Below are 21,838 nucleotides of genomic sequence, written 5' to 3'. Positions count from 1 at the left end.
GGTAATCAGAAAAAACTATAAAAAAAGCCCCAATATTGGGGCTTTTTGAGGTGGGATTTGAACTACTCTTCCGGCGCCGCCTTCTGCGGCTGGGACTCACTCTCATAAACCAGCAGCGGGGCTGATTCGCCTTTAATGACCGCCTCGTCAATCACAACTTTCACCACATTATCTGTGGATGGGATGTCATACATGGTCTCCAACAATACGGACTCCATGATAGAGCGCAGGCCACGGGCGCCTGTTTTCCGCTCCATTGCCTTGGTGGCAACTGCATCCAACGCATCGGGGCGGAAATCCAGTTCTACATCTTCCATCTCAAACAGTTTTGCGTACTGTTTGGTCAAGGCATTGCGTGGCTCGGTGAGAATCTGTACCAGAGCCTCACGGTCCAGCTCCTCCAAAGTTGCGGTCACCGGTAGGCGTCCAACAAACTCCGGGATCAGCCCGTAACGAACCAGGTCTTCAGGCTCCAGGTCGCGCAGGATCTCACCAAAATTACTGGTGCCATCCTTTGATTTAACCTCGGCACTGAAACCAATTCCACCCTTCTCCGAGCGATCGCGGATAACCTTATCTAGCCCCGCAAAAGCGCCGCCACAAATAAACAGGATATTGGAGGTGTCGACCTGCAAGAATTCCTGCTGCGGATGCTTGCGTCCACCCTGCGGCGGCACAGACGCCACAGTGCCTTCAATCAACTTCAGTAGCGCTTGCTGCACACCTTCACCGGACACATCACGGGTAATTGAAGGGTTGTCTGACTTGCGCGAAATTTTGTCGATCTCATCGATATAGACGATACCCTGCTGGGCTTTTTCTACATCGTAATCACACTTCTGCAAAAGCTTCTGGATGATATTCTCAACATCCTCACCCACATAACCAGCTTCGGTCAGGGTGGTTGCATCGGCAATAGTGAAAGGAACATTGAGCAGGCGAGCCAGGGTCTCGGCAAGAAGGGTTTTACCACTACCGGTTGGGCCTACCAGCAAAATATTAGACTTACTGAGCTCTACTTCATCCTTACTTTTAACACCAGACTTGGTGCGCAGACGCTTGTAGTGATTGTATACGGCAACAGCCAGCACACGCTTGGCTCTCTCCTGCCCAATCACATACTGATCGAGGATTTCAGTAATCTCACGGGGTGTCGGCAGGCGCCCTTCAGGCCCCTCCGCAGTCTCTTGTACTTCTTCACGAATAATGTCGGTACACAGCTCGACACATTCATCGCAGATAAAGACTGACGGCCCAGCGATTAACTTCCGCACTTCCTGTTGGCTCTTGCCACAGAAAGAGCAGTACAGCAATTTTCCGCTGTCTTCTCCGCTGCTTTTGTCGGTCATCAAAATACTCCGTCGTCACTGGCCGGCCAGGGCCCTAAATTCAGCTTACCCAGCAAGATGCTGCCTTTTGGCGTGATTTTCAAGTCCCAACGAAAGCCAGCCTGTCAAAAAAACTAACTTTCGCTGAAATCCGCCTCCGGCAAACTTTTAATGTAGAAAAATCTACTTATCGAATGCCTGTCGGCGAGACAATACATCATCGACCAAGCCATATTCCTTGGCTTCATCGGCGCTCATAAAGTTGTCGCGCTCTGTATCCCTCTCAATATCACTGACTGGACGTCCAGAGTGATGCGCCATGAGCTCATTCAAACGATGACGAATCTTGAGAATTTCCTGGGCGTGAATGTGGATATCGCTCGCCTGCCCTTGGGCCCCACCGCTGGGCTGGTGAATCATCACACGGGAGTTTGGTGTTACGAAGCGTTTGCCTTCAGCACCGGCAGTCAACAAGAAGGCGCCCATACTACAGGCCTGCCCAATGCACATAGTGCTGACGTCAGGCTTAATGAACTGCATGGTGTCATAGATAGACATGCCGGCAGTTACCGAACCGCCCGGTGAATTAATGTAGAGGTGAATATCCTTATCCGGATTTTCTGCCTCGAGGAAAAGCAGCTGCGCAACAACCAGGTTGGCCATGTGGTCTTCTACAGGCCCGACCAGGAAGATCACACGCTCTTTTAACAGGCGAGAATAAATATCAAATGAGCGCTCCCCTCTGGCGGTTTGTTCTACCACCATGGGAACTAAACCTGATGCTGAGGGCTCTATCGAAGCTTTTGGAAAATCAATTCGTGCCATAGGTACCATTGCTTCCTTTTGTGGCGTATTCGGCAGGCCAGCGAATAGGCATCGTATGCCCATGCTGAAAAATTTGGTTTTCAGAGCTTAACCGGTCAGGCGAGAGAAAGCCAGCCGGTAAAAAGGAAGGAGATGTAGGGGCGTCACGCTTGAGCGGACGCCACCATACACCTGAATGAAGTGAGAGATTAGCTTTGTTTTTGCGGCTTAATCACTTCGTCGTAGCTGCTGTCAACTTCAGATACTTTAGCTGAAGCCAGTACGTGATCAACAACCTGGTCTTCCAGTACAACAGACTCAACACCAGAGAGCAGCTCACGGTTGCTGTAGTAGTAGTCAACCACTTCTTGCGGCTGCTGGTAGGTAGAAGCCAGCTCTTCAACTTTCGCCTTTACGCGATCGGCATCAACAGAAAGTTCATTCTGCTTAACAATCTCACCGACTACCAGACCGAGAACTACACGGCGTTTTGCCTGCTCTTCGAACATAGTGTCAGGCAACATGCGCTCGGCATCTTCAGCCTTGATCTGACCACCAAACTGCTGAACCATTTGACCACGCAGGGTAGTTACTTCACTGGCAACCAGAGCGGATGGCAGATCAACTGGATGCTTCTCGAACAGCTGATCCATGATCTGGGTCTTAACTTTGTTCAGAGCGGCATTTTTCAGCTCACGCTGCATGTTGTTGCGAACTTCCTCACGGAACTTCTCTTCGCCACCTTCCTGAACACCGTAAGCTTTGAAGAACTCCTCGTTCAGCTCGGGAAGTTCAGGTTTCTCGGAAGAAGTCACCTTGATATTAAAGGTAACAGCAGCACCGCGAAGCTCTTCTGCCTGGTAATCTTCCGGGAAGGTCAGATCAATGTCTTTCTCTTCACCGGGCTTCATGCCCAGAATGCCTTCTTCGAAGCCAGGAATCATCTGGCCGGAACCCAGTACCAACTGGTGGCCTTCGGCCTTACCGCCTTCAAACTCTTCGCCGTCTTTGCGACCAACAAAGTTGATAACAACACGATCGCCCTTTTGAGCTTTGCGCTTGGTATCTTTCCAGGAAGACTGTTGCTTACGCAGAACATCGATCATGTTCTTCACGTCAGCATCAGTAACTTCTGCAACAGGACGCTCTACAGCGATCTCAGCCAGATCAGCGAGTTCAACTTCAGGGTAAACCTCGAAAGTAGCAACGTACTCCAGATTTTCGCCAGCAGCAGTCTGCTTAGCTTCGATGCTAGGCTGGCCGGCAGGTTTAACCTCTTCCTTCTGTACCGCTTCGTAGAAAGAACGGCTCATTACTTCACCCAGAACTTCCTGACGAACGCCGGCGCCAAAGCGCTGACGAACAACCTTCATCGGCACCTTGCCTTTGCGGAAGCCATTGATGCGAACAGTCTTAGCAGCCTGCTGGAGACGCTTATCCACTTCTTTGTCGACAATTTCTGCCGGCAAGTTGACCGTTAAGCGACGCTCCAGACCGGAAGTAGTTTCGATGGAAACCTGCATGTTTATCCTCGTGAGACTATCTCTGTAATCGCGCCGCAGCGCCAACGAATACCGGGTCACCGAGACTTAGTCAGTAACCTCGTAGGCCCAGCACCAAAACAATACTTTTGTGCTGCCGCCAAATACACAAGAAGCCCGCACCTACCCCTCCAGGGCAAGTCACACGGACTTCAAGGCTTTTAATTTGGTGGGGACGGGGAGACTCGAACTCCCACACCTTTCGGCACCAGAACCTAAATCTGGCGTGTCTACCAATTTCACCACGTCCCCAAATCGAACCTGTCGCTAACTCTTTGATATTTAAGCGCTTTCGCTACTTTTTTAGAGCCCATCGCGACAAGGGGTGCAGATTGTGCCACAGCATTTTGGGGTCTTCAACACTTTACTGAACACTTTTCTCATAAAATAAAAAAAGGCGCCTCAAAGGCGCCTTTTTTCGGGGTCTAATTTCCTTAGACTCGCTCTACAACAGTGGTAATACCCTGCCCCAGACCGATACACATGGTAGACACACCCAGGTTGCCGCCCTCGTTCTGCATAACGCTCAGCAGGGTGCCGGTAATGCGCACGCCAGAGCAGCCGAAGGGGTGACCCAGGGCAATAGCGCCACCGTACAGGTTGACCTTCTCATCCATCTGCTCGAGCAGATCCAGGTCTTTCAGCACCGGCAGCGCCTGCGCCGCAAATGCTTCATTCAGCTCAAACTTGTCGATATCACCAACAGTTAGACCCGCTCTCTTGAGCGCCTTCTTGGTAGAGGGCACCGGGCCATAACCCATAATGGACGGATCAACACCAGCCAGCGCCATTTCCTTCACGCGGGCAATAGGAGTCATACCCAAAGCCTGAGCGCGCTCAGCGGACATTACCAGCATCACAGAGGCACCGTCGGTGATCTGAGAGGAGGTGCCAGCTGTTACCTGACCGTGCTTCGGATCGAATGCTGGCTTCAGCTGAGCCAGACCTTCCACGGTGGTGTCCGGACGGATGGTTTGGTCCGTCTCAACCAGGAAAGGTACGCCGTCATCGTCATGACCTTCAATAGCGATAATTTCGCGATTGAATTTGCCAGCCTTGGTAGCTTCAGCCGCGCGATGGTGAGAGCGTGCACCGAACTCATCCATCTGCTGACGCTGGATACCGTGCATCATCGCCAGGTATTCAGCAGTCATACCCATGGAGCCGGCAGCTTTAGCCATATAGCGACCCAGCATTGGGTTGGGGCTAACATGCTCCATCATGTTTAGGTGGCCCATGTGCTCAACACCACCCACAACGTACACATCGCCAACGCCAGCCTGGATGTTGGCAGCTGCAGTATGCAGGGAGGACATAGAGGAGCCGCACAGGCGGTTGACGGTTTGCGCCGGGATAGTGTGTGGCAGACCAGCGCGCAGCAGGATAAAGCGAGCTACGTTAAAGCCCTGCTCATCGCGCTGCATAACACAGCCCCAGATCAGGTCATCGATCTCGGCGGGATCGAGCTTGTCATTGCGCTGCATGAACTTTTTCAGCAGCTCAGCGGACATATCATCGGCGCGAACATGGCGATATACGCCATTCTTCGAGCGACCCATGGCCGTACGCGCGTAGTCGACGATTACGGCATCTCTAGGATTTAAACTCATCGCTATTCTCCTTACTTGTCGCCGTAGTAGGTTTTGCCACTTGCGGCCATTTCACGCATGCGATCGGTCGGCTTGTACAGCTCACCCAGATCGGCGTACTTATCGGCAATCTTCACGAATTCATCCAGACCAATGCTGTCCAGCCACGCGAAGATTCCACCGCGGAACGGAGGGAAGCCAATGCCGTAGATCAGCGCCATATCAGCTTCAGCTGGGGAATCCACGATACCCTCTTCCAGGCAGCGAGCCAGTTCGGTTGCCATAGGCACCATCATGCGCTCGATAATTTCGTCTTTTTCAAACTCGCGACGTTCAGCAACGTGCGGCTTAAGCAGCTCGTAGGACTCTTCGGTAGCCACTTTCTTCGGGCGACCTTTTTTGTCCTGCTCGTAGTTGTAGAAGCCTTTGTTGTTCTTCTGGCCGTAACGACCCGCTTCATACATAACGTCGGAAGCAGCGGTAAAGGTTTTACCCATGCGATCGGGGAAGCCTTCAGCCATTACGCTCTCTGCGTGAACACCGGTATCGATACCGACAACGTCCATCAGGTAAGCGGGGCCCATCGGCCAACCCCAACGCTCCATCACCTTGTCAACGGCCTGGAAGTCAGCGCCATCGCGCACCAGCATGGAGAAACCGGCAAAGTAAGGGAAGAGAACGCGGTTAACCAGGAACCCAGGACAGTCGCGTACAACAATTGCCTTCTTGCCCATCTTGTTTGCGTAGGCAACAACGCGAGCTACAGCGGTGTCGGAAGTTTTCTCTCCGCGAATCACTTCAACCAGCGGCATTTTGTGCACTGGGTTGAAGAAGTGCATACCGAGGAAGTTCTCCGGACGAGAGAGCGGCTCAGCCAGCTGGTTAATAGAAATAGTGGAGGTGTTAGAAGCGATTACAGTGTCTTCGCTTACTTTGGTTTCCACTTCTTTCAATACTGCATGCTTCACCTTGGGATTTTCAACCACCGCTTCCACAACAACATCGATATCGTTGAAGCCGTCGTAGCTCAAGGTAGGCTCGATACGGTTGAGCACTTCACCCATTTTAACGGGGGTCAGGCGCTTGCGATCAACCAACTTGGACAGCAGCTTGTTCGCCTCATTCAGACCAAGATCGATACCCTTCTGGTCGATATCCTTCATCTTGATCGGAGTGCCTTTGTAGGCAGACTGGTAAGCGATACCGCCACCCATAATGCCAGCACCCAATACTGCCGCACGCTCAACCGGCTTATCGGCCTTCTTCTCCCAACCTTTGGCAACTTTACCAATTGCCTGGTCAGCCAGGAACAGCCCTACCAGAGACTTTGCAGTGCCGGTCTGCGCGCAGAAAATGAACTTCTCCTGCTCGATTTTTAGCGCTTCATCACGGCTCAGCTTGTAGCCCTGCTCGATTGACTCAACCGCAGCTACGGGAGAGGGGTAGTTTTTACCCGCCTGCTGCCCCACAAATGCCTTGGTGGTAAAGAAGGCCATTAGCGCTTCAGTATCATTCAAGGGGATTGGAGATTTCTTCAGCTCGCGAATGGCTTTATAGTCCAACTCACCATTAATAGCGCGCTCAAGCAGCTTGACCGCTGCATCTTTGAGCTTGGCAGTGGGGATCACCGCATCGACAGCGTGAGCCTCCAGAGCGGCGGCAGGCTTCTGCTCTTTACCCGCTGCAATCCACTCAGCAGCAACATCAACACCCACTACACGCGGCAGGCGAACAGTGCCGCCCCAGCCCGGAATCAAACCCAGCTTAACTTCCGGAAGGCCAACTTTGGCCTCTTCGCCCATCAGGCGGAAGTCACAGCCAAGACACACCTCAAAACCACCGCCGAGCGCGTAGCCATTAATTGCTACCGCGGTCGGTACCGGAAGGTCTTCCAGGCGGTTGATATTTTCGTTGTTCTGATTCATCAGATCAGCAACGCCCTCTGCACCTGCAGAGAAGGCACCACCAAACTCAGTGATATCAGCACCAACAATAAAGACGCCTTTACCGCTGGTCAGCAGTACACCTTTTACACCATCCGCTGCTTCGATAGCATCCAGCGCTTGGGAGAATTCAGAAACCGTCTGACGGTTAAATTTATTGACGGATTCGCCTTGCAGGTCGAATTTGAGCTCGACGATGCCGTTGTCCAGCATCTGTACCGTGAGCGCTTTGCCACTAAATAACATTGATTGACCTCTTTTATTCTGGGCCGCGATCCTGGGCCCGGGGTCGGAATTTTTGTGCAACCAAGGGCCGCCCCGCACAGCGCGGTGACACTTAGGCCCAATTTGGTCAGCCGTAGTATAGCCAGATTCAAACGATTGTTTGAATACTATTTCTTACAAATGGAGTGGCACCAGGGGTGCCAAAGTACAGAAATTCGCCAGTTTGCGAACGGAATGAAATTAAAGCTGGGCTAGTCTATCTCGGATCGTGCCGCCTTATCAGCCACTTGGCACGAACTCCCTCTTTTCTAAACCATCTTTCAGGAATTGGGCTCTTGAAGGTCGGGATGCCCATAAGCCGGCATCATTGCGCTGACAACTACACAGTCACAGCGACCTGTATTTCGAAAGCGGTGCGGACGCTGAGCATCAAAATAATACCCATCACCGGCACTCAGCAGGGCAAAGTCGGAGCCAACCGTAACCTCCAGGTCACCACTGACAACCACCCCACCAATCTCCCCCTCAGCAGATTCGAGAGAAAAGCCGGTGTCATCCCCAGCCGGAAATACTTTCCACAATAGCGACATGCCGCAGCTTGCTTTTGCCCCTCCAAACAAACGGCAGGACACAGAGCCGTGACCGATCTCAGGCACTTCATTTCCGCGAAAAAAAATTTGCTTTGCGCCCGATATTTCCAAGGAAAAAAAATCGGTTAGCGGCATAGGAATGGCGCCCAATATTTTTTTTAAGGAGCTTACGGAAGGGCTAACCTTTCCCAATTCAATAAAAGAAATTGTTGCGTTGGTTACCCCAGCCCGTCTCGCCAACTCCCTCTGTGAGATACCGTAAATGTGGCGCACCATTTTCAAGCGGGCGCCAACATCCTCTTCAGGATCATCCATGCTCCCCATTAGCTCCTTTTGTGCAATCTCCCTTCAGGTAAAAATCACCGAAATTGAGGCATTATGTAAAAGCCAATCACACCATATCTTCAAAGGGATTTCCATTTGGCAGCTTCACCGGCGGCATTCCGGGTAAACAAATTTCTTCTTCTGAGATAGTTATCTCACTTTCATTGATCATGCCCTCACCAAATCGATAAATAACATCAAGCTCACCACGAGAAGCCTTGGTGTTGTACTTTTCGCTCTGCTCTACAATCTTCTCGTTCAACGCTTGAGACGCCACAATAGCCGATTTGCCATGACGCTTTTCCATCATTGATTTTGTGATCTGCGGGGACAAAATTGTTGCCGTCGCATTATTTCCGCCAAAACCTTTCGAGTTTAAGAACGCTAAATCAAGCGCACCCCTGCCCCTATCGGTATGCTCAAGGGAAATATCCAAATGCTTACAATGAACATCATCGGCGATGTGATCAACGGTGGTCACTCCCGGGAGAATGCCGCGATCAAATACACCTAACGCTGTAACTAACTGATCTCCACTGGCTGAAGCGACGGTATGCCCCAAAAAGGCCTTGACCGCACAAATCGGCCACTCGGCAATGCCAAATGCGCCGGCCAAACGATCAAAAATGGCGGACTCAGTAACCCGATTTTGCGGCGTACTGGAGCCATGGGCCTGCACAAAGCTGCGACGCCGCAAACTTTCCTCGCCCACAATTGCCCGCGCCTCCGCCATTGCCCTGGCCATCGTCAGGTAATTCCCGGGACCCGGCGCAGAAATCGATTTCTTTGTACCGTCGGCATTGGTAAACACACCGGCAACCGAACCATATACGGAAGCACCCAACTCAAGCGCCAGAGCATCATCCATTAAGATGACCCACTGGGTACCCTCACCCAAGGTAAAACCACAGTTCTCACCGAACGGACGACTGGTGCGTCGATAATCAATTTCACCAGGGAAAAGCTTGCGTAAATTCTCGGTAGTGGCAAGAGCACCCATCGTTGAATAACCATCGACAACTTCAGGCACAAGGGGCGCCTCAGCCGCACCAATTACAGCGACCCGCGCCCTACCCGAGCGAATATCTTCAACGCCAGCGCGAAGGTTGTACAGGAAGGTTGCGCAAGCACCGGCAACAGCGCCAGTAGAACCGACATTTCCGAGCACATAAGCGTTAACAAAATCCGCTGGCATACTATTTAGACCAAGCGCTAACTGTTTAGAGCTTACGCGACCACCTCGCAGGCGGGACTGCAATAGACCACCGTTGCCAAATGGGTCCAGCTGACTCATTGCCGAGGCGGCATAGAGTGAAATATTTCCTGGCCCAGCCGCAGATACAACGGTATCCCAATCAACCCCCAAAGACTGCACAGCATCTGATGCACCCAAGAGGGCCAACTGCAGTCCCCTCGGGTGAAATCGAGAATTATATTTAGTGCCCGGTTCAAATCCGGTTGGGAGCTGGCCGGCAGCAGCCACACTTATCTCGCGGTGGCTATCCAACAAAACTGACAGCTCAGCTGTGGTGACACGAACCCTGCCGCCCTGGATATGCTCCAAGTGCCAATGAGCGGGCACAGGCTGCGGAAGCTGCCGGGTGGAAATTTCGAATGTCAGGCCCTGGGGGTTTGCGAGCTGGGCAGACTGATGGAAATGGCACTTGCGGTAGTCGTAATAGCGACTCTCTAGTTCGCGCACCAAAGTACCATCCAACACCTGCTGCTCAAGGGCAGGGTCCAAAATGCCTTCAGCATTGTCTCCGGTACGCAAGCCCATCAGGGCGGCCAGGTCGGAAAGAGTGCTATCCCTCTCTTCCTTACCCAGTTTATCTAGCACGAGGCGAGAGTACCCCCTATGGAAAGAACTACGTCCAGCAGGGTTGAATCCACCGAATGCGGTGATTACGGGAAGGCGCTGCATCCTGACCTCCAGCCAAGCACTTAACACTATAAAAATAAGAGATGCGAGTGTAGGGGGTGGCGATTCTGTCCAGTTATGGGCATACTGGCCAGCAAAATTGAGTGTTTTGGCCAATAGCGCAAGTGCGCATAGATGTGTAATGCGAACAGTAACTTTTCTACTTATCGACCAGATGCTGGCAACCGGTACCGTTCTCCCACTTGAGATGCTCCGCGGTGCGGAGAGTCGCGCCAGGGTTGAGGGCATCAAGGGCAGCCTAAAACTGGTGACCGCCAGTTTGGATGGGGCACCAGTAAATACCCGCTGCGGGTTTACCCTTCAACCGGACGTCGCTCTTAGCGATGCACCAGATAGCGACCTAATCTACATCCCGACCATGTGGCGCAACCCCCGCCCCGCCCTTAAGCGAGGCGGAAAAATATTGGAATGGCTGCGCCAACAGGAAAAACAAGGAGCTGCAATTAGTGCTGTGGGTACCGGAGTTTGCTTTTTGGCCGAAGCGGGCCTCCTTAACGGAAAACCTGCAACCACCCACTGGCATTATTTTGATCAATTTAGCTCAGACTATCCAGAGGTAAAATTAAAACGTCAGTATTTTATTACCCAGGCAGACAAACTTTTCTGCGCGGCCAGCGTCAATGCCCTCGCCGACGTAACGGTTCATATGATCCGTCAACTGTATGGACCGGCCATCGCCAGTCATGTGGAGCGCAATTTCTCTCACGAAATTCGCCGCCCATTTGAAGAGATAGCCTACTCAGAAGGATCTGTTCACCTACACCCAGACGAAGATATCGTTCAAGCCCAGGCCTGGCTCAAAGAACATTGCAATACCGAGGTACGCCTTAGCGAAGTGGCGCAACTTTTCGATATGAGTGTACGATCGTTCAATCGCCGGTTCAAACTTGCTACAGGACAGACACCATTGCAGTATTTGCAAAATGTCAGGGTTGACATGGCGCGCGAGCTTTTACAATCAAGCAATTTATCGGTCAATGAAATTGCTGAAAAAGTTGGTTACCAGGATATGGGGCATTTCACAGCGCTATTTAAAAAATTCCTGGCAACAACTCCAAGTGAATATCGCACCACGGTGCGAGCCAAGCTATTCAGGGTCAATACTTAATTTTCTTAGAAAAATAACATCACTGTGGACAAACTGGAGCTCGGCACCGAGTGACCGAGCTAACCATTCAAATGTCTTCACGCTAAAGAAGCAAATATGTGTAGGGTCTCTGATATAGTGCCAATTGGCGAAGCGCTCTGCAGAAATAACCAGTTTCGTCATCAGGGCCAAAACTCCCCCTGTGCGAAGCCTTTGCCAAAGGTTTTCAAGTTCCTCTCCTGGCCTCACAAGATGTTCTATCACTTCTGTAGCAACAATAAAGTCGTAACTCCTATGCAGCGCCTTCCTGGCCGGCATGTAAAAGTGATCATACAGGTCCACCCGGTGTCCACTCTCCGCCAAAATTCTGGCCAATAAAGGCGCCGGGCCACAACCAAAGTCCAGGCCATGGCATGCTCCACTCAATTCTTTCAGTAACGGCTGCGCGCAACGACTGAGAAATTGATGGTAACCATCATCCTCCATCGAATTTTCATGAAGGTCGTAATAAGCTCTCTCTTTTTCAGGTGTCAGATGGTATTGCGGCGGCACAAAAACGAGCGCGCAGTTATCACACTGATGATAACTACGGAATTTATCCTGATGGTAAAGCTGTACCGCACTTTGGCGGCACAGCGGGCAATGAAGTGACAACTTACGCTACTGCAGCAGTGGATTTAGTCTCACTCTCTTTGTGCTGCAGCACATTACCTTCTGTAATCGAAATTTTTCGTGGCTTCATCGCTTCAGGTATTTCGCGTACCAATTCTATATGTAACAACCCATTAGCCAGTTTTGCATCGGTCACTTTCACGTGATCGGCAAGTTGAAAGCGCCGCTCAAAATTTCTTGCGGCGATACCCCTGTGTAAATAATTTCCCTGGCTATTACTTTCTGGCTTAGTACCGCTAACCACTAAACGATTTTGCTCCACCTGAATATCGAGTTCAGACTGCTCAAAACCAGCGACAGCCATGGAAATTCGGTAGCTATCCTCGCCGGTCAACTCTATATCGTAAGGGGGGTAGGATGGTTGTTTTTGCTCGCTTGTGGTCATTGCATCGAGCAGACTGGCCATACGGTCAAAACCAATTGCAGAGCGATAAAGTGGAGAGAAATCAAAATTACGCATTATCATATCCTCAATTCAGAGCAATATTTAAAACTACGTCCGTCAAATGACCGGACTCTATTCAGGGGCACTTTTCATTGAAGCTACCACCTGTACAACAGAGATATGGGCAGAGGTTTCTAATTCAAGGGTGACAGATAAATTTTATGCCAAAAAATCACAAAAAACCTTTAGAGCCCACTTGTCGAATCTTTATCGGCATCCAGCTGGATAAAACAACACAAGAATTTTTAAATTATTTAACAAGCCTCATCACGGAAAAACAAAGCGCCTTATCCTTAGCCAGCACCCGCTTGATAACCTATAAGAATCGTCATATCACTCTTTGTTTTTTAGGCCAGGTTCCAATAAAAACAATACCGCCGCTAAAAACCGGCCTGACCTCAATCGCTCGAAACACGACCGAGACGAAAACCCGCCTATTTAAACTTGATACCTTCCCAGGCAATGATGCTCATCTAATCGCCGCAGAAATCACAGACACCAAACAATTGGCGACCTTGCATATGTCCGTCAAACGCCTCGCAGAGAGCCTTTCCATACCGACAGAAAACCGGCGCTATCGCCCACATATCACCCTGTGCAGAAACAGGAAGCAATTTCACGGATTTTCTCCAATCGACCTAGAACACCCAATAACAATTAACAATATTACTCTCTACCAAAGTCAACCAAGTCCAGCAGGGAGCCTTTACACCCCTCTACAAACAAACATTCTACAGTCGCGGTAAAACTCCTCCCCACTGGTAACATCTATTTTCTGAAACCCCAAAAAGCAAAAAAGCGAGCCTTAGGCTCGCTTTTTTATTTACTTGTTCACTGAACAATTAATTCAATTCTGACAGCACATACTCTGGGTACATAACCAATCTTGGTCGAGATAGGCGACGCGCATCAAAAATAAAGACATAGCGAGCCCCATCATCCTCAGCCGGAATTGTACGGCGGAATTTCCAAGTGTTAATTTTATAGGTTTGGCGGCCTGACTCAACGGTAGTCACCAAGCGATATTGATTTTCCCCCAAAAACTCAAAGGGCACTCTTTCTCCCCCAATTGGCCGCAACTCAAGATCCCGGAACGTTTTTCTATCATTACCTTCTTCGTCAGCCAGGAGATCACTCAGGCGCGCTGTCTCACGCTTTACATAATCCAATAGATCAGCATCGATCTCACGCTTGGCTACAGTTTTCACTTTAGCGGGCTCCTCGCGCTTTGGCGGCTCGACCTGAGCTTTAATTTGCGGGGGCTTTGGTTTCTCATTAGTAGCAGCAGCTCGTGCCATAGCTGCCCTTCTCTCGGATGCTTCAGCCTTTGCCAGCATATCCTCAACCATCTTGCTAATTTTGTCCTGCTGGGCAGAAATCTTAGCTTTGGCATCAGCAATTGCCTGTTTCTCTTCAGCCAGTTTTTGTTGAAGCTGCTGATGATTTTCTTTAATAAACTCGAGACGGCGTGAACGGCTATCGACACCTCTCTCCGCCATAGCGAAGGCATGCTTAGCCTTCTTCAGGCGACGCTCAGTATCTGAATTGGGATTTGATTCATTAGCCCGGGTCGCTTGATTGAGCTCCTGGCGACTCGCCTCGTATTCCAGGCGTAGGTCATCGAGAGATTTCTGGGCCTGCTCGAGCTTATATTCATAGGAGAGCAGCTCATTTTCGACATCCTCGAGCCCAACACTCCTATTTTCAAGTGACTGCTCCAATCGCGCAAGACGGTTCTTCTCCGCCGTGAGGGGCGTCTGCGCTTGTGCCACTGCCCCACCCATAACTACTAAGCCCGCCAAAAGGAGCGAGCAACACCGCTTTACCGCCATCGTCGTGAACCCATTTCTCGAATTGATGTGTTTCGTGTTTTGGAAGCGCAGCGACTCTGAATCTACGACAGAGTGAAGCTACTGCGCAATATGGTCAATTTTACGCAGGGTGCAAGCTATGAGCAATGACCTTGCGTTCACCTGAGCCAACCAGCTGATCAATAAACCTTCAAATCCACAATATTGAGTCACCACAGTGACATCACTCCAAAATTTATATGAAATTTTTCTGCGATAGCGCTTGATTTTTTTTTTGGCGGGAGCATTATGGATAGCAGGGAGAAGATCGCTGGACTCAGCGGAAACCCGACCCGGACGTAAAACACCCTAAGCTGCTTTGTCAGCAAATAATCGTTGCGATTCCGGCAGCTCGGCGCTTCAACTGCAGCCTCGAACCCTCCCACTAGGGCGCCCTACCTTCTTTACAGCAAACCGCAACAGCGGCCTGCATGGTTTCTTTTAACCGGAGGTATGTGCCCATGAAATCAGCGCCTAACGATAACATTGTGTTCCGCGACATCGACAAGTCAGCCGCCCTGGCGACTACCGTATCCAAGAAGTTAGACAAGCTGGAACGTTATTGTGGCGACATCATACATAGTCGCGTAGTCCTCGAAGCTCCCCATCAACACAAAACTAAAGGTAGACACTTCAAGGCATCACTAGAGCTTGCGATTAGTGGCAATCCCGTGACTATTAGTAGTGAGAACGAATCCATACACCGAGCGGTAAACGACACATTCGCCTCCGCCGAGCGCTGTCTGAAAGAGCGTAGTGAACGCAAGAAAACACGGCGGCACCAAGCCCTACAAGAGGTTGTAGAAGAACCCAGCTAAAAACTGGGGGTCACAAAAAAGGCGGCAAAATGCCGCCTTTTTCATTATTCACAACTGCAACTTATATCTACAGCGTAACAACAGCACCTAACCTGCAACTGGAGTTCTCATGGTTACAAACTCCTCAGCAGCAGTGGGGTGAATTCCAATCGTTGAATCAAAGGTGCTTTTGGTAGCTCCTGCCTTAAGTGCTACGGCCATCCCCTGAATAATCTCCCCTGCGTCATCGCCAACCATATGCACGCCAATCACCTTGTCGTTGGACGCATCTACAACCAGCTTCATCAATGTCCGCTCTGTATTCCCACTCACAGTGTGACGCATTGGTCTGAATTCCGACTTATAAATAGTGACGTCGAGTCCAGAGTCCCGTGCCTCTTCTTCAGACAACCCCACAGTTCCGATATTCGGCTGACAGAAAACCGCTGTAGGAATGTTGTTATAGTCAATTTCAGCCGTCTCTCCCGTGCGCCAATGCTTAACCAAGGCCATAGCCTCCGCCAAGGCAACAGGAGTAAGCTGAGGCTCACCCGTTACATCTCCCAGCGCATAGATTGACCGCACACTAGTTCTAAAATTATCGTCCACAGAGATTGTGCCATCCTTGTGCAAGACAACACCCTGCTCCTCTAGCCCCAACCCTTCAACATTTGCTACGCGCCCAGTAGCGTAAAGCACCATATCCACATTAATACTGGAACCATCATCGGCATGAGCGAGCAAACTGCCATCCTGAAGCTTCTCAATAGAAACAACGTTGTGGTTAAACTTTAAATCAATATTTTTCTTCTGCATCTCATCGCGAACAAAAGTGCGAATATCCCGATCGAATCCTCGCAAGAATAAATCTCTTCGATAAGAGAGGTGCACGTTTGCGCCGAGGCCAGCAAAGATGCCTGCAAATTCAACGGCAATATAACCCCCACCAACAACCAAAACTCGCTTGGGAAAGTTCTCCATTGAGAACACTTCATTGGACGTCAGCGCAAATTCCCGTCCCGGAATATTCGGAATAAATGGCCATCCGCCTGTCGCCACCAAAATACGCTTTGCAGTAATTTCTTTGCCGTTAACAATAACACTGTGAGGACCTTTGATGCTGGCTCTGCCATTTAGGGTTTCCACCCCAGAGTTATCCAGCAAATTGCGATAAATCCCATTGAGTCGAGCAACTTCTTTTGCGTTGTTATCCCGCAGTGTTGGCCAGTCAAACTCAACTCCCCCGCTATTCCAGCCATAGGCTCGAGCATCAGAAAAGCCTGCGGAATAACCACTCGCATAAACAAATAATTTTTTGGGAACACAACCTACATTTACACAGGTCCCCCCCATATAGCGGTCTTCAGCCACAGCGACCTTCATTCCTTGTGCAGCAGCCATCCTACTTGCACGCACGCCACCAGAGCCGGCACCAATAACAAACAGATCAAAATCATACTCAGCCAAAATAAACTCCCACTCAGCTATGCTTCGAATAATTTTTAAACAGCCCGACAATAAGTTTTCTGTGAACAACCATCTCAAGCTGACAATTCTTACTTAATAACCGTTGACACTTGACTTCGCTTTGGATATTCATGTGACTGCTGTCACAGATATCAGCCCGCCAGAGGAAATTGCACAACAAAAAAACCTGAGGCGGATAAAATAACAGTCATTAATAAGAGCAAAACCTATGGGCAATAATATGAAATACCCAAATGCAGTGATGCAGCGCGCCCTATTGCTTACCTCTCTACTGCTCATCAGCAATTTAAGCAGCGCAAAGTCTCATCCATCCTATCTGTCAGAAAAATACTGTGGCGATGTGGTTGAACAATTTGTCGGCTCGGGCATGCGTAGCCTCGACAAGTATATCAACCATAACTTCAACCCCGAATACACCGGGGGAATTCGCAATACCATACAGTTTCTCGAACAGAGGTTGGACTGGCTGAGCGAGTGCGATGATTACTTGACAGACACCACAAAAAGCTCAGTATTTCACAGCAAAGACGACACACAAAAGATCTTCACCGCCATCAGAGAGTTAGCCAAGGAGCTCCAACACGTCCGGTCTGGTGTTGAATATCGGGATGAATCGGGAAATAACAACCCCGCCCCCTTCATACAGCGCCGCTATGAAGCCCTGGCCCAGCTGGTTGATCAACATCACACCCGCATGTTGATGAAAAAACAGTTTCAATAAGTTGCTGACTAAGGGGGCAGATTTTCGCCCCCCTACATCAAATAGTCAGCCCAAGAGATTTGCTTACGATCCCAGTAGCTACTCGGTACCCGCCTTCCGAACCCTTGCTTCCTTTCGCGAGCTAAGCCCAACCATAGAAAACAACTCGGGCATCCTCTCTTTAAGGCCACCCCCAATACGGGCCATAACTGATCTCAGGCGAGGGCGCTGCTTTTCAGTAAAAGGGATTGGCCGACAGCTTTGCATTGTCGCCAGGCCGATACGCGCAACAAACAGACTGGCTCCGACCCCCTGCCCCAAACGCACAGATACTGTACTCAGCATGCTATCGCCAACAAGTTCCGGCCACATTTCACTGATCGCATACTCACTCGCGCCAGTGTAGGCGACCAAAGACAAAACCCTCTTGAACAAGCGCCATCGCACCACAAGAGACGGCTGCACGCCATAAATCTGCGCTACATCATCAATCATTCGCAGTGACTGCCTCAGGGCAACCAGAATATCGATACTGGCAAAAGGGCTCAGCCCAACCAGTGCACCAGTGCTCGTTGAGTGGCGCACGACTCTCCTTAGAGCCTCTTGGTCAAGGGCATTTAAGAAGGTAACCTCTAAATGCTCTAACAACTCACTGCTATCGTAATAGTCAGCTGCCTCATCTAGAACTCGATTGAGCAGTACACCTTGGGGCTTACCGGCAAAATGCTCCTGCAAATTGCGCCTGAATACTTGCGCCTCTTGGTGACTGCGGCAGTCTCGGGCCTCGGCAGCCATTGCCTGAGTTTTTTCAAGCTTGTTCAGTGGGCGCCCCGCTCGGAAAAACTCCCAAACGGAACTACCAATGATTGCACTGAAGCCCGCCATCAAAACAGCCACAAAAAGTCCCAATCCCCAGTGTTTATCGACCGCCCATTGATAAAGTCCATAAAACTCCCATCCGACCACGGCCACCACTACTGCAAGCGCAGAGAGCACTGCTGGCTTTAGCCACTTAAACCGGAAAGTGGGTAGGCGCAACTCGGAGAAAGCAATCCGATCTGGAAGAGACTCTCCAGTGGTTATTGACCTAGGAATCTCCGCTGACTCATCCGCAAGCGGTTCCACCCGCGTCGCATCTCTGTGCGGGACCTCCTGTCCAGGCTCATCTAGCGACTCGATACGTGTTTCGCGACGGTACTCAGTATTTTTATCACTATTAATCAAACCTTATCTCCCAACAGAAGGTTCAAAAGAGCATCCACCCGTATATGTGGAATATGTCCTGCCTGCATTCCCACTGGAGGCCGCAGCTGTGGTGGTGCAGCTCCCGCATAGTGGCTCCACCCCTGCTCTTCATAGGGCGCCTGGGCAAAAATTTCCGCATTCTCAAAACCCAAATACTGCCCTTCGAGGTCATAACCCATCAGCATTCTCCGTCCATTCTTCTGCCCCTCTCTAGAACAGCGAACCGCGGCAATCGCCTCACTAAATACCGGCAAACCCCGGTGACGGGCATCGGAGAAAGTCTGTTGTAACTGCTGGCCTAGAAGCTGCCTCAAAGCATCGTGGTCGGCAGCAAGTACCTGATCGACTTTAGTCGCAGCAAAAAGGAGTCGATTAACCTTTGGGCGCCATAGCTTGCTTAAAAACCCCGATTCGCCATAGCGGAATGTATCGGCAATATGAGCAAATGCCAGACGCATATCTTCCAGGGACTGTTCACCAGCAAATAGAGTGCCAATCATATCTACCAGTACCAGCTGTCGATCGATATGTCGAAAATGGCTGTCTACAAAGGGTTTTACCTTCGTCTGTACATAGCGTTCGTAACGCGCCTGCAAAACCTTAAAAACACTACTCTCAGACAAAGCAGCTAACTGCCCAGCATCTAAACCACGCAAATCCAGGAGTGGAACTACCCCGTACGCCTCCTCGTCTAGCAGCGCTCTACCAGGCTGTAAATAACTGAGATTCAACTTGGTTCGGCAACTCAGGAGATAAGCTCGGTATTCCCACCATAATTCGTCTAAATTTACTTCACTGGCATTCGCCTGGGGGGGCAGTGCTGCCAGCTGAGCTATCAACCGGGGGGCCAGCATTGATCGCGCATCTGTAGAAAATAGGTGTGCTTGATGACGACACCACTCTGCATAGTCCATACGCAATAGCGGCAAGTCCATCAACCATTCCCCTGGGTAGTCACGCAACTCCACTACCAACGTCTTTCTACCATTACCCCGAAAACGGCGCCGGCTGCGTAAATGGATGTGTAACTCCATAGCCGAAGCATCTCTAGTGCTCTGTGGCCAACTAGGTGGCTCAGCCATCAGTGCTGACAGGCAGGTCTGATAGTCAAACGGCGCCAAACCAGAGTCCAGCGCTGGCTTCAACTCTGCCCCCAACAGATCGCCATTGAGTGCAGGGGCAAAACCAGGTAGTTGAGACTTCTCCGGATTGCAGAGTTGGTATATCAGACTGGTGAGAAACGTGGACTTGCCAGCACCACTGAGCCCAGTGATACCGATACAGATGCGTCGGTCCAACAAGCGCTCGGCGGCCCAGTGGGATTTATCCTGGGCCTCTCGGCTCCAGCGCCGTAGCTTTTCTTTTAGTTGTGGGCGAGATTGACTCTCGCGAGACATAGAATCTTCGCGATCCAGCGACACACACTCTGTCACTTTGGGTTCCATATAAAGCTGACTTCCAGAAATGGGGATAGAGAGGATGATGGAAGCTCAAGGATGCCCCCAAAAAGAAATAGGCGCACAGCCTTACTGGCCGAACGCCTTAGATGCAAGGGGGCTCAGGAGCCGCCGCTTAGTCGACCAGCGCTACGTCTCCCGACCCCATTACTGAGAAAGAGTCAGTTCCAGGTCGTTTCAAGACAATATCACCCGACCCCATTATTGAACCGCTGGCATTATCGGCGCGCAGACTGCGGCCAATAAAATCACCTGAACCCATGAGGCGAACGTTCACATCGGCAACTCGCCCGCCAACCAACATATCGCCGGAACCTTGTATCTCCGCAAGTAAACTCTCACCGGTAATAGTACTTATCTTCATGTCGCCAGAGCCAGTCACCGCTACTTCCCCTTTGACAGTCAATGCCTTGTTGAGGAACAAATCACCGGAACCAGTAACATACGCTTTCAAGGATTCTGCGGCGACCTTGTCGATATTGATCATTCCCGAGCCCGTCACCCCCAAAGTTAGGCCTTCACTCTCAACACTTGAAGATCTAGCCTCACCAGAGCCAGTCACCTTAAGAGCCTCAATTTTAGGCATCGTCACGGTGAAGTTAACTTCATCTCCCTGCCCTCGGGATATGGTGACAAATCCAAAAAGATTCTGGGTGTTTTCCTCAACGGATAACTCCAACCTTTCCCCTTTTACCTCAACTTTGACGTAGGGCATTGTGCTGACAGGGCCGACAGCGACAACTTCAAAACTGTCTCCCTGAATCAACTTCAAGTGAGAACTTCCCTTAAGAGACACCTGAGTGAACCCTTCCATATCGAAACGCTTAGTTTCCATTTCTTCTGCCTGGGCATTAGTGCAAAACGCAGCGACTGTGGCGAGGACTACTACCAGCGGGGCAAAGAGTGTCTTCTTCAAAATCATCATTAGAGGAATCTCATCGTTATTACCAGTTCATACCTATGTGACTCAGTAAGCGGGGGACTTGGATGCAGTGTCCCACAAATATTTTGGGGACACCATATGACCATGCAGTCTAAAAAATCAATCTTAACGACCTAGCCGCACTCCGCCTCGCTAAAGCCCAGCTCCTTTAGGGATTGTCGAATCTTTTCCGCCTCATGTGCCAACTGCTCTGAAGAAGCAGGCTTTTGCTTAGAGAAGTCAAAGTCTGACAATTCATCTACGGGTATCAGGTGGATATGGGTATGTGGCACTTCAATCCCAGCGATCATCACGCCCACTCGCTTCGGTGAGTAAGTTGCTTTCAGCCCTTTCGCCACCTTTTGCGCAACCAGCATTAGATGACTCGCCAGCTCCTCCGGAACATCATCCCAATGATTAATTTCCTCAACAGGGATGACCAAACAATGACCAGCCTTAATGGGTGAAATGGTCAAAATAGCTACGACCTTTTCATCTCTCCAAATAAAATTGCCAGGTAAATCGCCATTAATTATCTGAGTAAAAATACTTGCCATAAATTATCTCAAAAGGTTGAAATTTATTATTTGGTGCAAGCGTGCAGTCTAACACCAAGAAGAAAAAATAAAGTGTAAAGGCTTAGAAAATACTTGCGCAAACATAGATTTTCTTCTTTGGCGAAATAAACCCCCAATATGTGACAACCTGTCGAACAGAATGACAATTTTCTTAAACCAAGTTGGCATACTGAAAGAATATGTCTTAGGCTCGTCACCAATTAATGTTGTACCGCCATTGAGCCAATGCACATTGTGCTTCTCGTTACCAAAATACTTTTTCGGCTCTGCGGATAAACTTTAAATCAGTGCCAACTGCTCACCGGGGGGAG

19 protein-coding genes and 1 tRNA gene are annotated in these 21,838 nt (G+C 50.2%); 4 read left to right on the top strand and 16 right to left on the bottom strand.

Annotated elements, in window-relative coordinates; genetic code table 11:
- Positions 1 to 62 precede the first annotated feature (62 nt).
- The 8 genes from clpX to ACJJIM_RS05790 all read right to left on the bottom strand — a co-directional run bounded on the left by clpX (position 63) and on the right by ACJJIM_RS05790 (position 10,268).
- Positions 63 to 1,349, bottom strand: a complete 1,287-nt coding sequence (gene clpX / locus ACJJIM_RS05825) for an ATP-dependent Clp protease ATP-binding subunit ClpX (RefSeq protein WP_282933429.1) — start codon at positions 1,347 to 1,349, stop codon at positions 63 to 65.
- Positions 1,350 to 1,511: 162 nt separating this feature from the next.
- A complete protein-coding gene (gene clpP / locus ACJJIM_RS05820; protein ID WP_282933430.1) occupies positions 1,512 to 2,153 on the bottom strand; it encodes an ATP-dependent Clp endopeptidase proteolytic subunit ClpP in 642 nt (213 codons plus the stop codon).
- Between the two features lie 188 nt (positions 2,154 to 2,341).
- Positions 2,342 to 3,655 carry a trigger factor gene (gene tig / locus ACJJIM_RS05815; RefSeq protein ID WP_413665175.1) on the bottom strand — a complete coding sequence of 438 codons (1,314 nt, stop codon included), beginning with the start codon at positions 3,653 to 3,655 and terminating at the stop codon, positions 2,342 to 2,344.
- Between the two features lie 185 nt (positions 3,656 to 3,840).
- Positions 3,841 to 3,925 (bottom strand) — tRNA-Leu (locus tag ACJJIM_RS05810).
- A 182-nt stretch (positions 3,926 to 4,107) separates the two neighbouring features.
- Positions 4,108 to 5,283, bottom strand: a complete 1,176-nt coding sequence (fadA, locus tag ACJJIM_RS05805) for an acetyl-CoA C-acyltransferase FadA (RefSeq protein ID WP_413665174.1) — start codon at positions 5,281 to 5,283, stop codon at positions 4,108 to 4,110.
- A gap of 11 nt (positions 5,284 to 5,294) precedes the next feature.
- Entirely contained in the window at positions 5,295 to 7,451 is a 2,157-nt protein-coding gene (gene fadB / locus ACJJIM_RS05800; protein ID WP_444912655.1) for a fatty acid oxidation complex subunit alpha FadB, read from the bottom strand.
- A 299-nt stretch (positions 7,452 to 7,750) separates the two neighbouring features.
- On the bottom strand, positions 7,751 to 8,335 hold the full coding sequence (locus ACJJIM_RS05795) for a helix-turn-helix domain-containing protein (RefSeq protein ID WP_444912654.1): 585 nt from the start codon (positions 8,333 to 8,335) through the stop codon (positions 7,751 to 7,753).
- A 76-nt stretch (positions 8,336 to 8,411) separates the two neighbouring features.
- Entirely contained in the window at positions 8,412 to 10,268 is a 1,857-nt protein-coding gene (locus tag ACJJIM_RS05790; RefSeq protein ID WP_444912653.1) for a beta-ketoacyl synthase, read from the bottom strand.
- A 139-nt stretch (positions 10,269 to 10,407) separates the two neighbouring features.
- On the opposite strand from ACJJIM_RS05790, the gene ACJJIM_RS05785 reads away from it, so the two are divergent.
- The gene (locus ACJJIM_RS05785; RefSeq protein ID WP_413665170.1) at positions 10,408 to 11,394 is read left to right on the top strand and encodes a GlxA family transcriptional regulator; all 987 of its coding nucleotides are present in this window, start codon (positions 10,408 to 10,410) and stop codon (positions 11,392 to 11,394) included.
- Here the strand turns inward: ACJJIM_RS05785 and ACJJIM_RS05780 are convergent.
- Together ACJJIM_RS05780 and ACJJIM_RS05775 are read right to left on the bottom strand one after the other, a co-directional pair.
- A complete protein-coding gene (locus ACJJIM_RS05780) occupies positions 11,374 to 12,027 on the bottom strand; it encodes a class I SAM-dependent methyltransferase (protein WP_444912652.1) in 654 nt (217 codons plus the stop codon). The two genes, ACJJIM_RS05785 and ACJJIM_RS05780, sit on opposite strands and share 21 nt — an antisense overlap.
- A gap of 1 nt (position 12,028) precedes the next feature.
- Positions 12,029 to 12,505: an Hsp20 family protein gene (locus ACJJIM_RS05775; RefSeq protein WP_444912651.1), complete on the bottom strand. Its 477-nt coding sequence runs from the start codon at positions 12,503 to 12,505 to the stop codon at positions 12,029 to 12,031.
- A 146-nt stretch (positions 12,506 to 12,651) separates the two neighbouring features.
- Between ACJJIM_RS05775 and thpR the strand changes: the two genes are divergently transcribed.
- On the top strand, positions 12,652 to 13,236 hold the full coding sequence (gene thpR / locus ACJJIM_RS05770) for an RNA 2',3'-cyclic phosphodiesterase (RefSeq protein WP_444912650.1): 585 nt from the start codon (positions 12,652 to 12,654) through the stop codon (positions 13,234 to 13,236).
- 96 nt (positions 13,237 to 13,332) lie between these two features.
- Here the strand turns inward: thpR and ACJJIM_RS05765 are convergent, their stop codons facing one another.
- A complete protein-coding gene (locus ACJJIM_RS05765) occupies positions 13,333 to 14,262 on the bottom strand; it encodes a hypothetical protein (RefSeq protein ID WP_444912649.1) in 930 nt (309 codons plus the stop codon).
- A gap of 539 nt (positions 14,263 to 14,801) precedes the next feature.
- On the opposite strand from ACJJIM_RS05765, the gene ACJJIM_RS05760 reads away from it, so the two are divergent.
- A complete protein-coding gene (locus tag ACJJIM_RS05760; protein ID WP_444912648.1) occupies positions 14,802 to 15,158 on the top strand; it encodes an HPF/RaiA family ribosome-associated protein in 357 nt (118 codons plus the stop codon).
- Positions 15,159 to 15,245: 87 nt separating this feature from the next.
- Here ACJJIM_RS05760 and gorA read toward each other — a convergent pair whose 3' ends face one another.
- Positions 15,246 to 16,604 carry a glutathione-disulfide reductase gene (gene gorA, locus ACJJIM_RS05755; protein ID WP_444912647.1) on the bottom strand — a complete coding sequence of 453 codons (1,359 nt, stop codon included), beginning with the start codon at positions 16,602 to 16,604 and terminating at the stop codon, positions 15,246 to 15,248.
- A 241-nt stretch (positions 16,605 to 16,845) separates the two neighbouring features.
- Here gorA and ACJJIM_RS05750 point away from each other — a divergent pair, with 241 nt between their 5' ends.
- Positions 16,846 to 17,346, top strand: coding sequence for a hypothetical protein (locus ACJJIM_RS05750; RefSeq protein ID WP_444905776.1), 501 nt, complete (start codon positions 16,846 to 16,848; stop codon positions 17,344 to 17,346).
- A 78-nt stretch (positions 17,347 to 17,424) separates the two neighbouring features.
- Here the strand turns inward: ACJJIM_RS05750 and ACJJIM_RS05745 are convergent, their stop codons facing one another.
- The 4 genes from ACJJIM_RS05745 to ACJJIM_RS05730 all read right to left on the bottom strand — a co-directional run bounded on the left by ACJJIM_RS05745 (position 17,425) and on the right by ACJJIM_RS05730 (position 21,506).
- A complete protein-coding gene (locus tag ACJJIM_RS05745) occupies positions 17,425 to 18,549 on the bottom strand; it encodes a TIGR01620 family protein (RefSeq protein ID WP_444912646.1) in 1,125 nt (374 codons plus the stop codon).
- On the bottom strand, positions 18,546 to 20,015 hold the full coding sequence (locus tag ACJJIM_RS05740) for a YcjX family protein (protein ID WP_444912645.1): 1,470 nt from the start codon (positions 20,013 to 20,015) through the stop codon (positions 18,546 to 18,548). Before ACJJIM_RS05740 ends, ACJJIM_RS05745 begins: the two co-directional genes overlap by 4 nt.
- Before the next feature lie 127 nt (positions 20,016 to 20,142).
- Positions 20,143 to 20,952, bottom strand: a complete 810-nt coding sequence (locus ACJJIM_RS05735; protein WP_444905779.1) for a GIN domain-containing protein — start codon at positions 20,950 to 20,952, stop codon at positions 20,143 to 20,145.
- A 131-nt stretch (positions 20,953 to 21,083) separates the two neighbouring features.
- Positions 21,084 to 21,506: an HIT family protein gene (locus tag ACJJIM_RS05730; protein WP_413665159.1), complete on the bottom strand. Its 423-nt coding sequence runs from the start codon at positions 21,504 to 21,506 to the stop codon at positions 21,084 to 21,086.
- Positions 21,507 to 21,838 lie beyond the last annotated feature (332 nt).

Source organism: Microbulbifer maximicatervae (SeqCode), from assembly GCF_052467615.1.
Note: the sequence above shows the minus strand (reverse complement) of the source record. Positions and strands in the feature narration are given on the sequence as shown.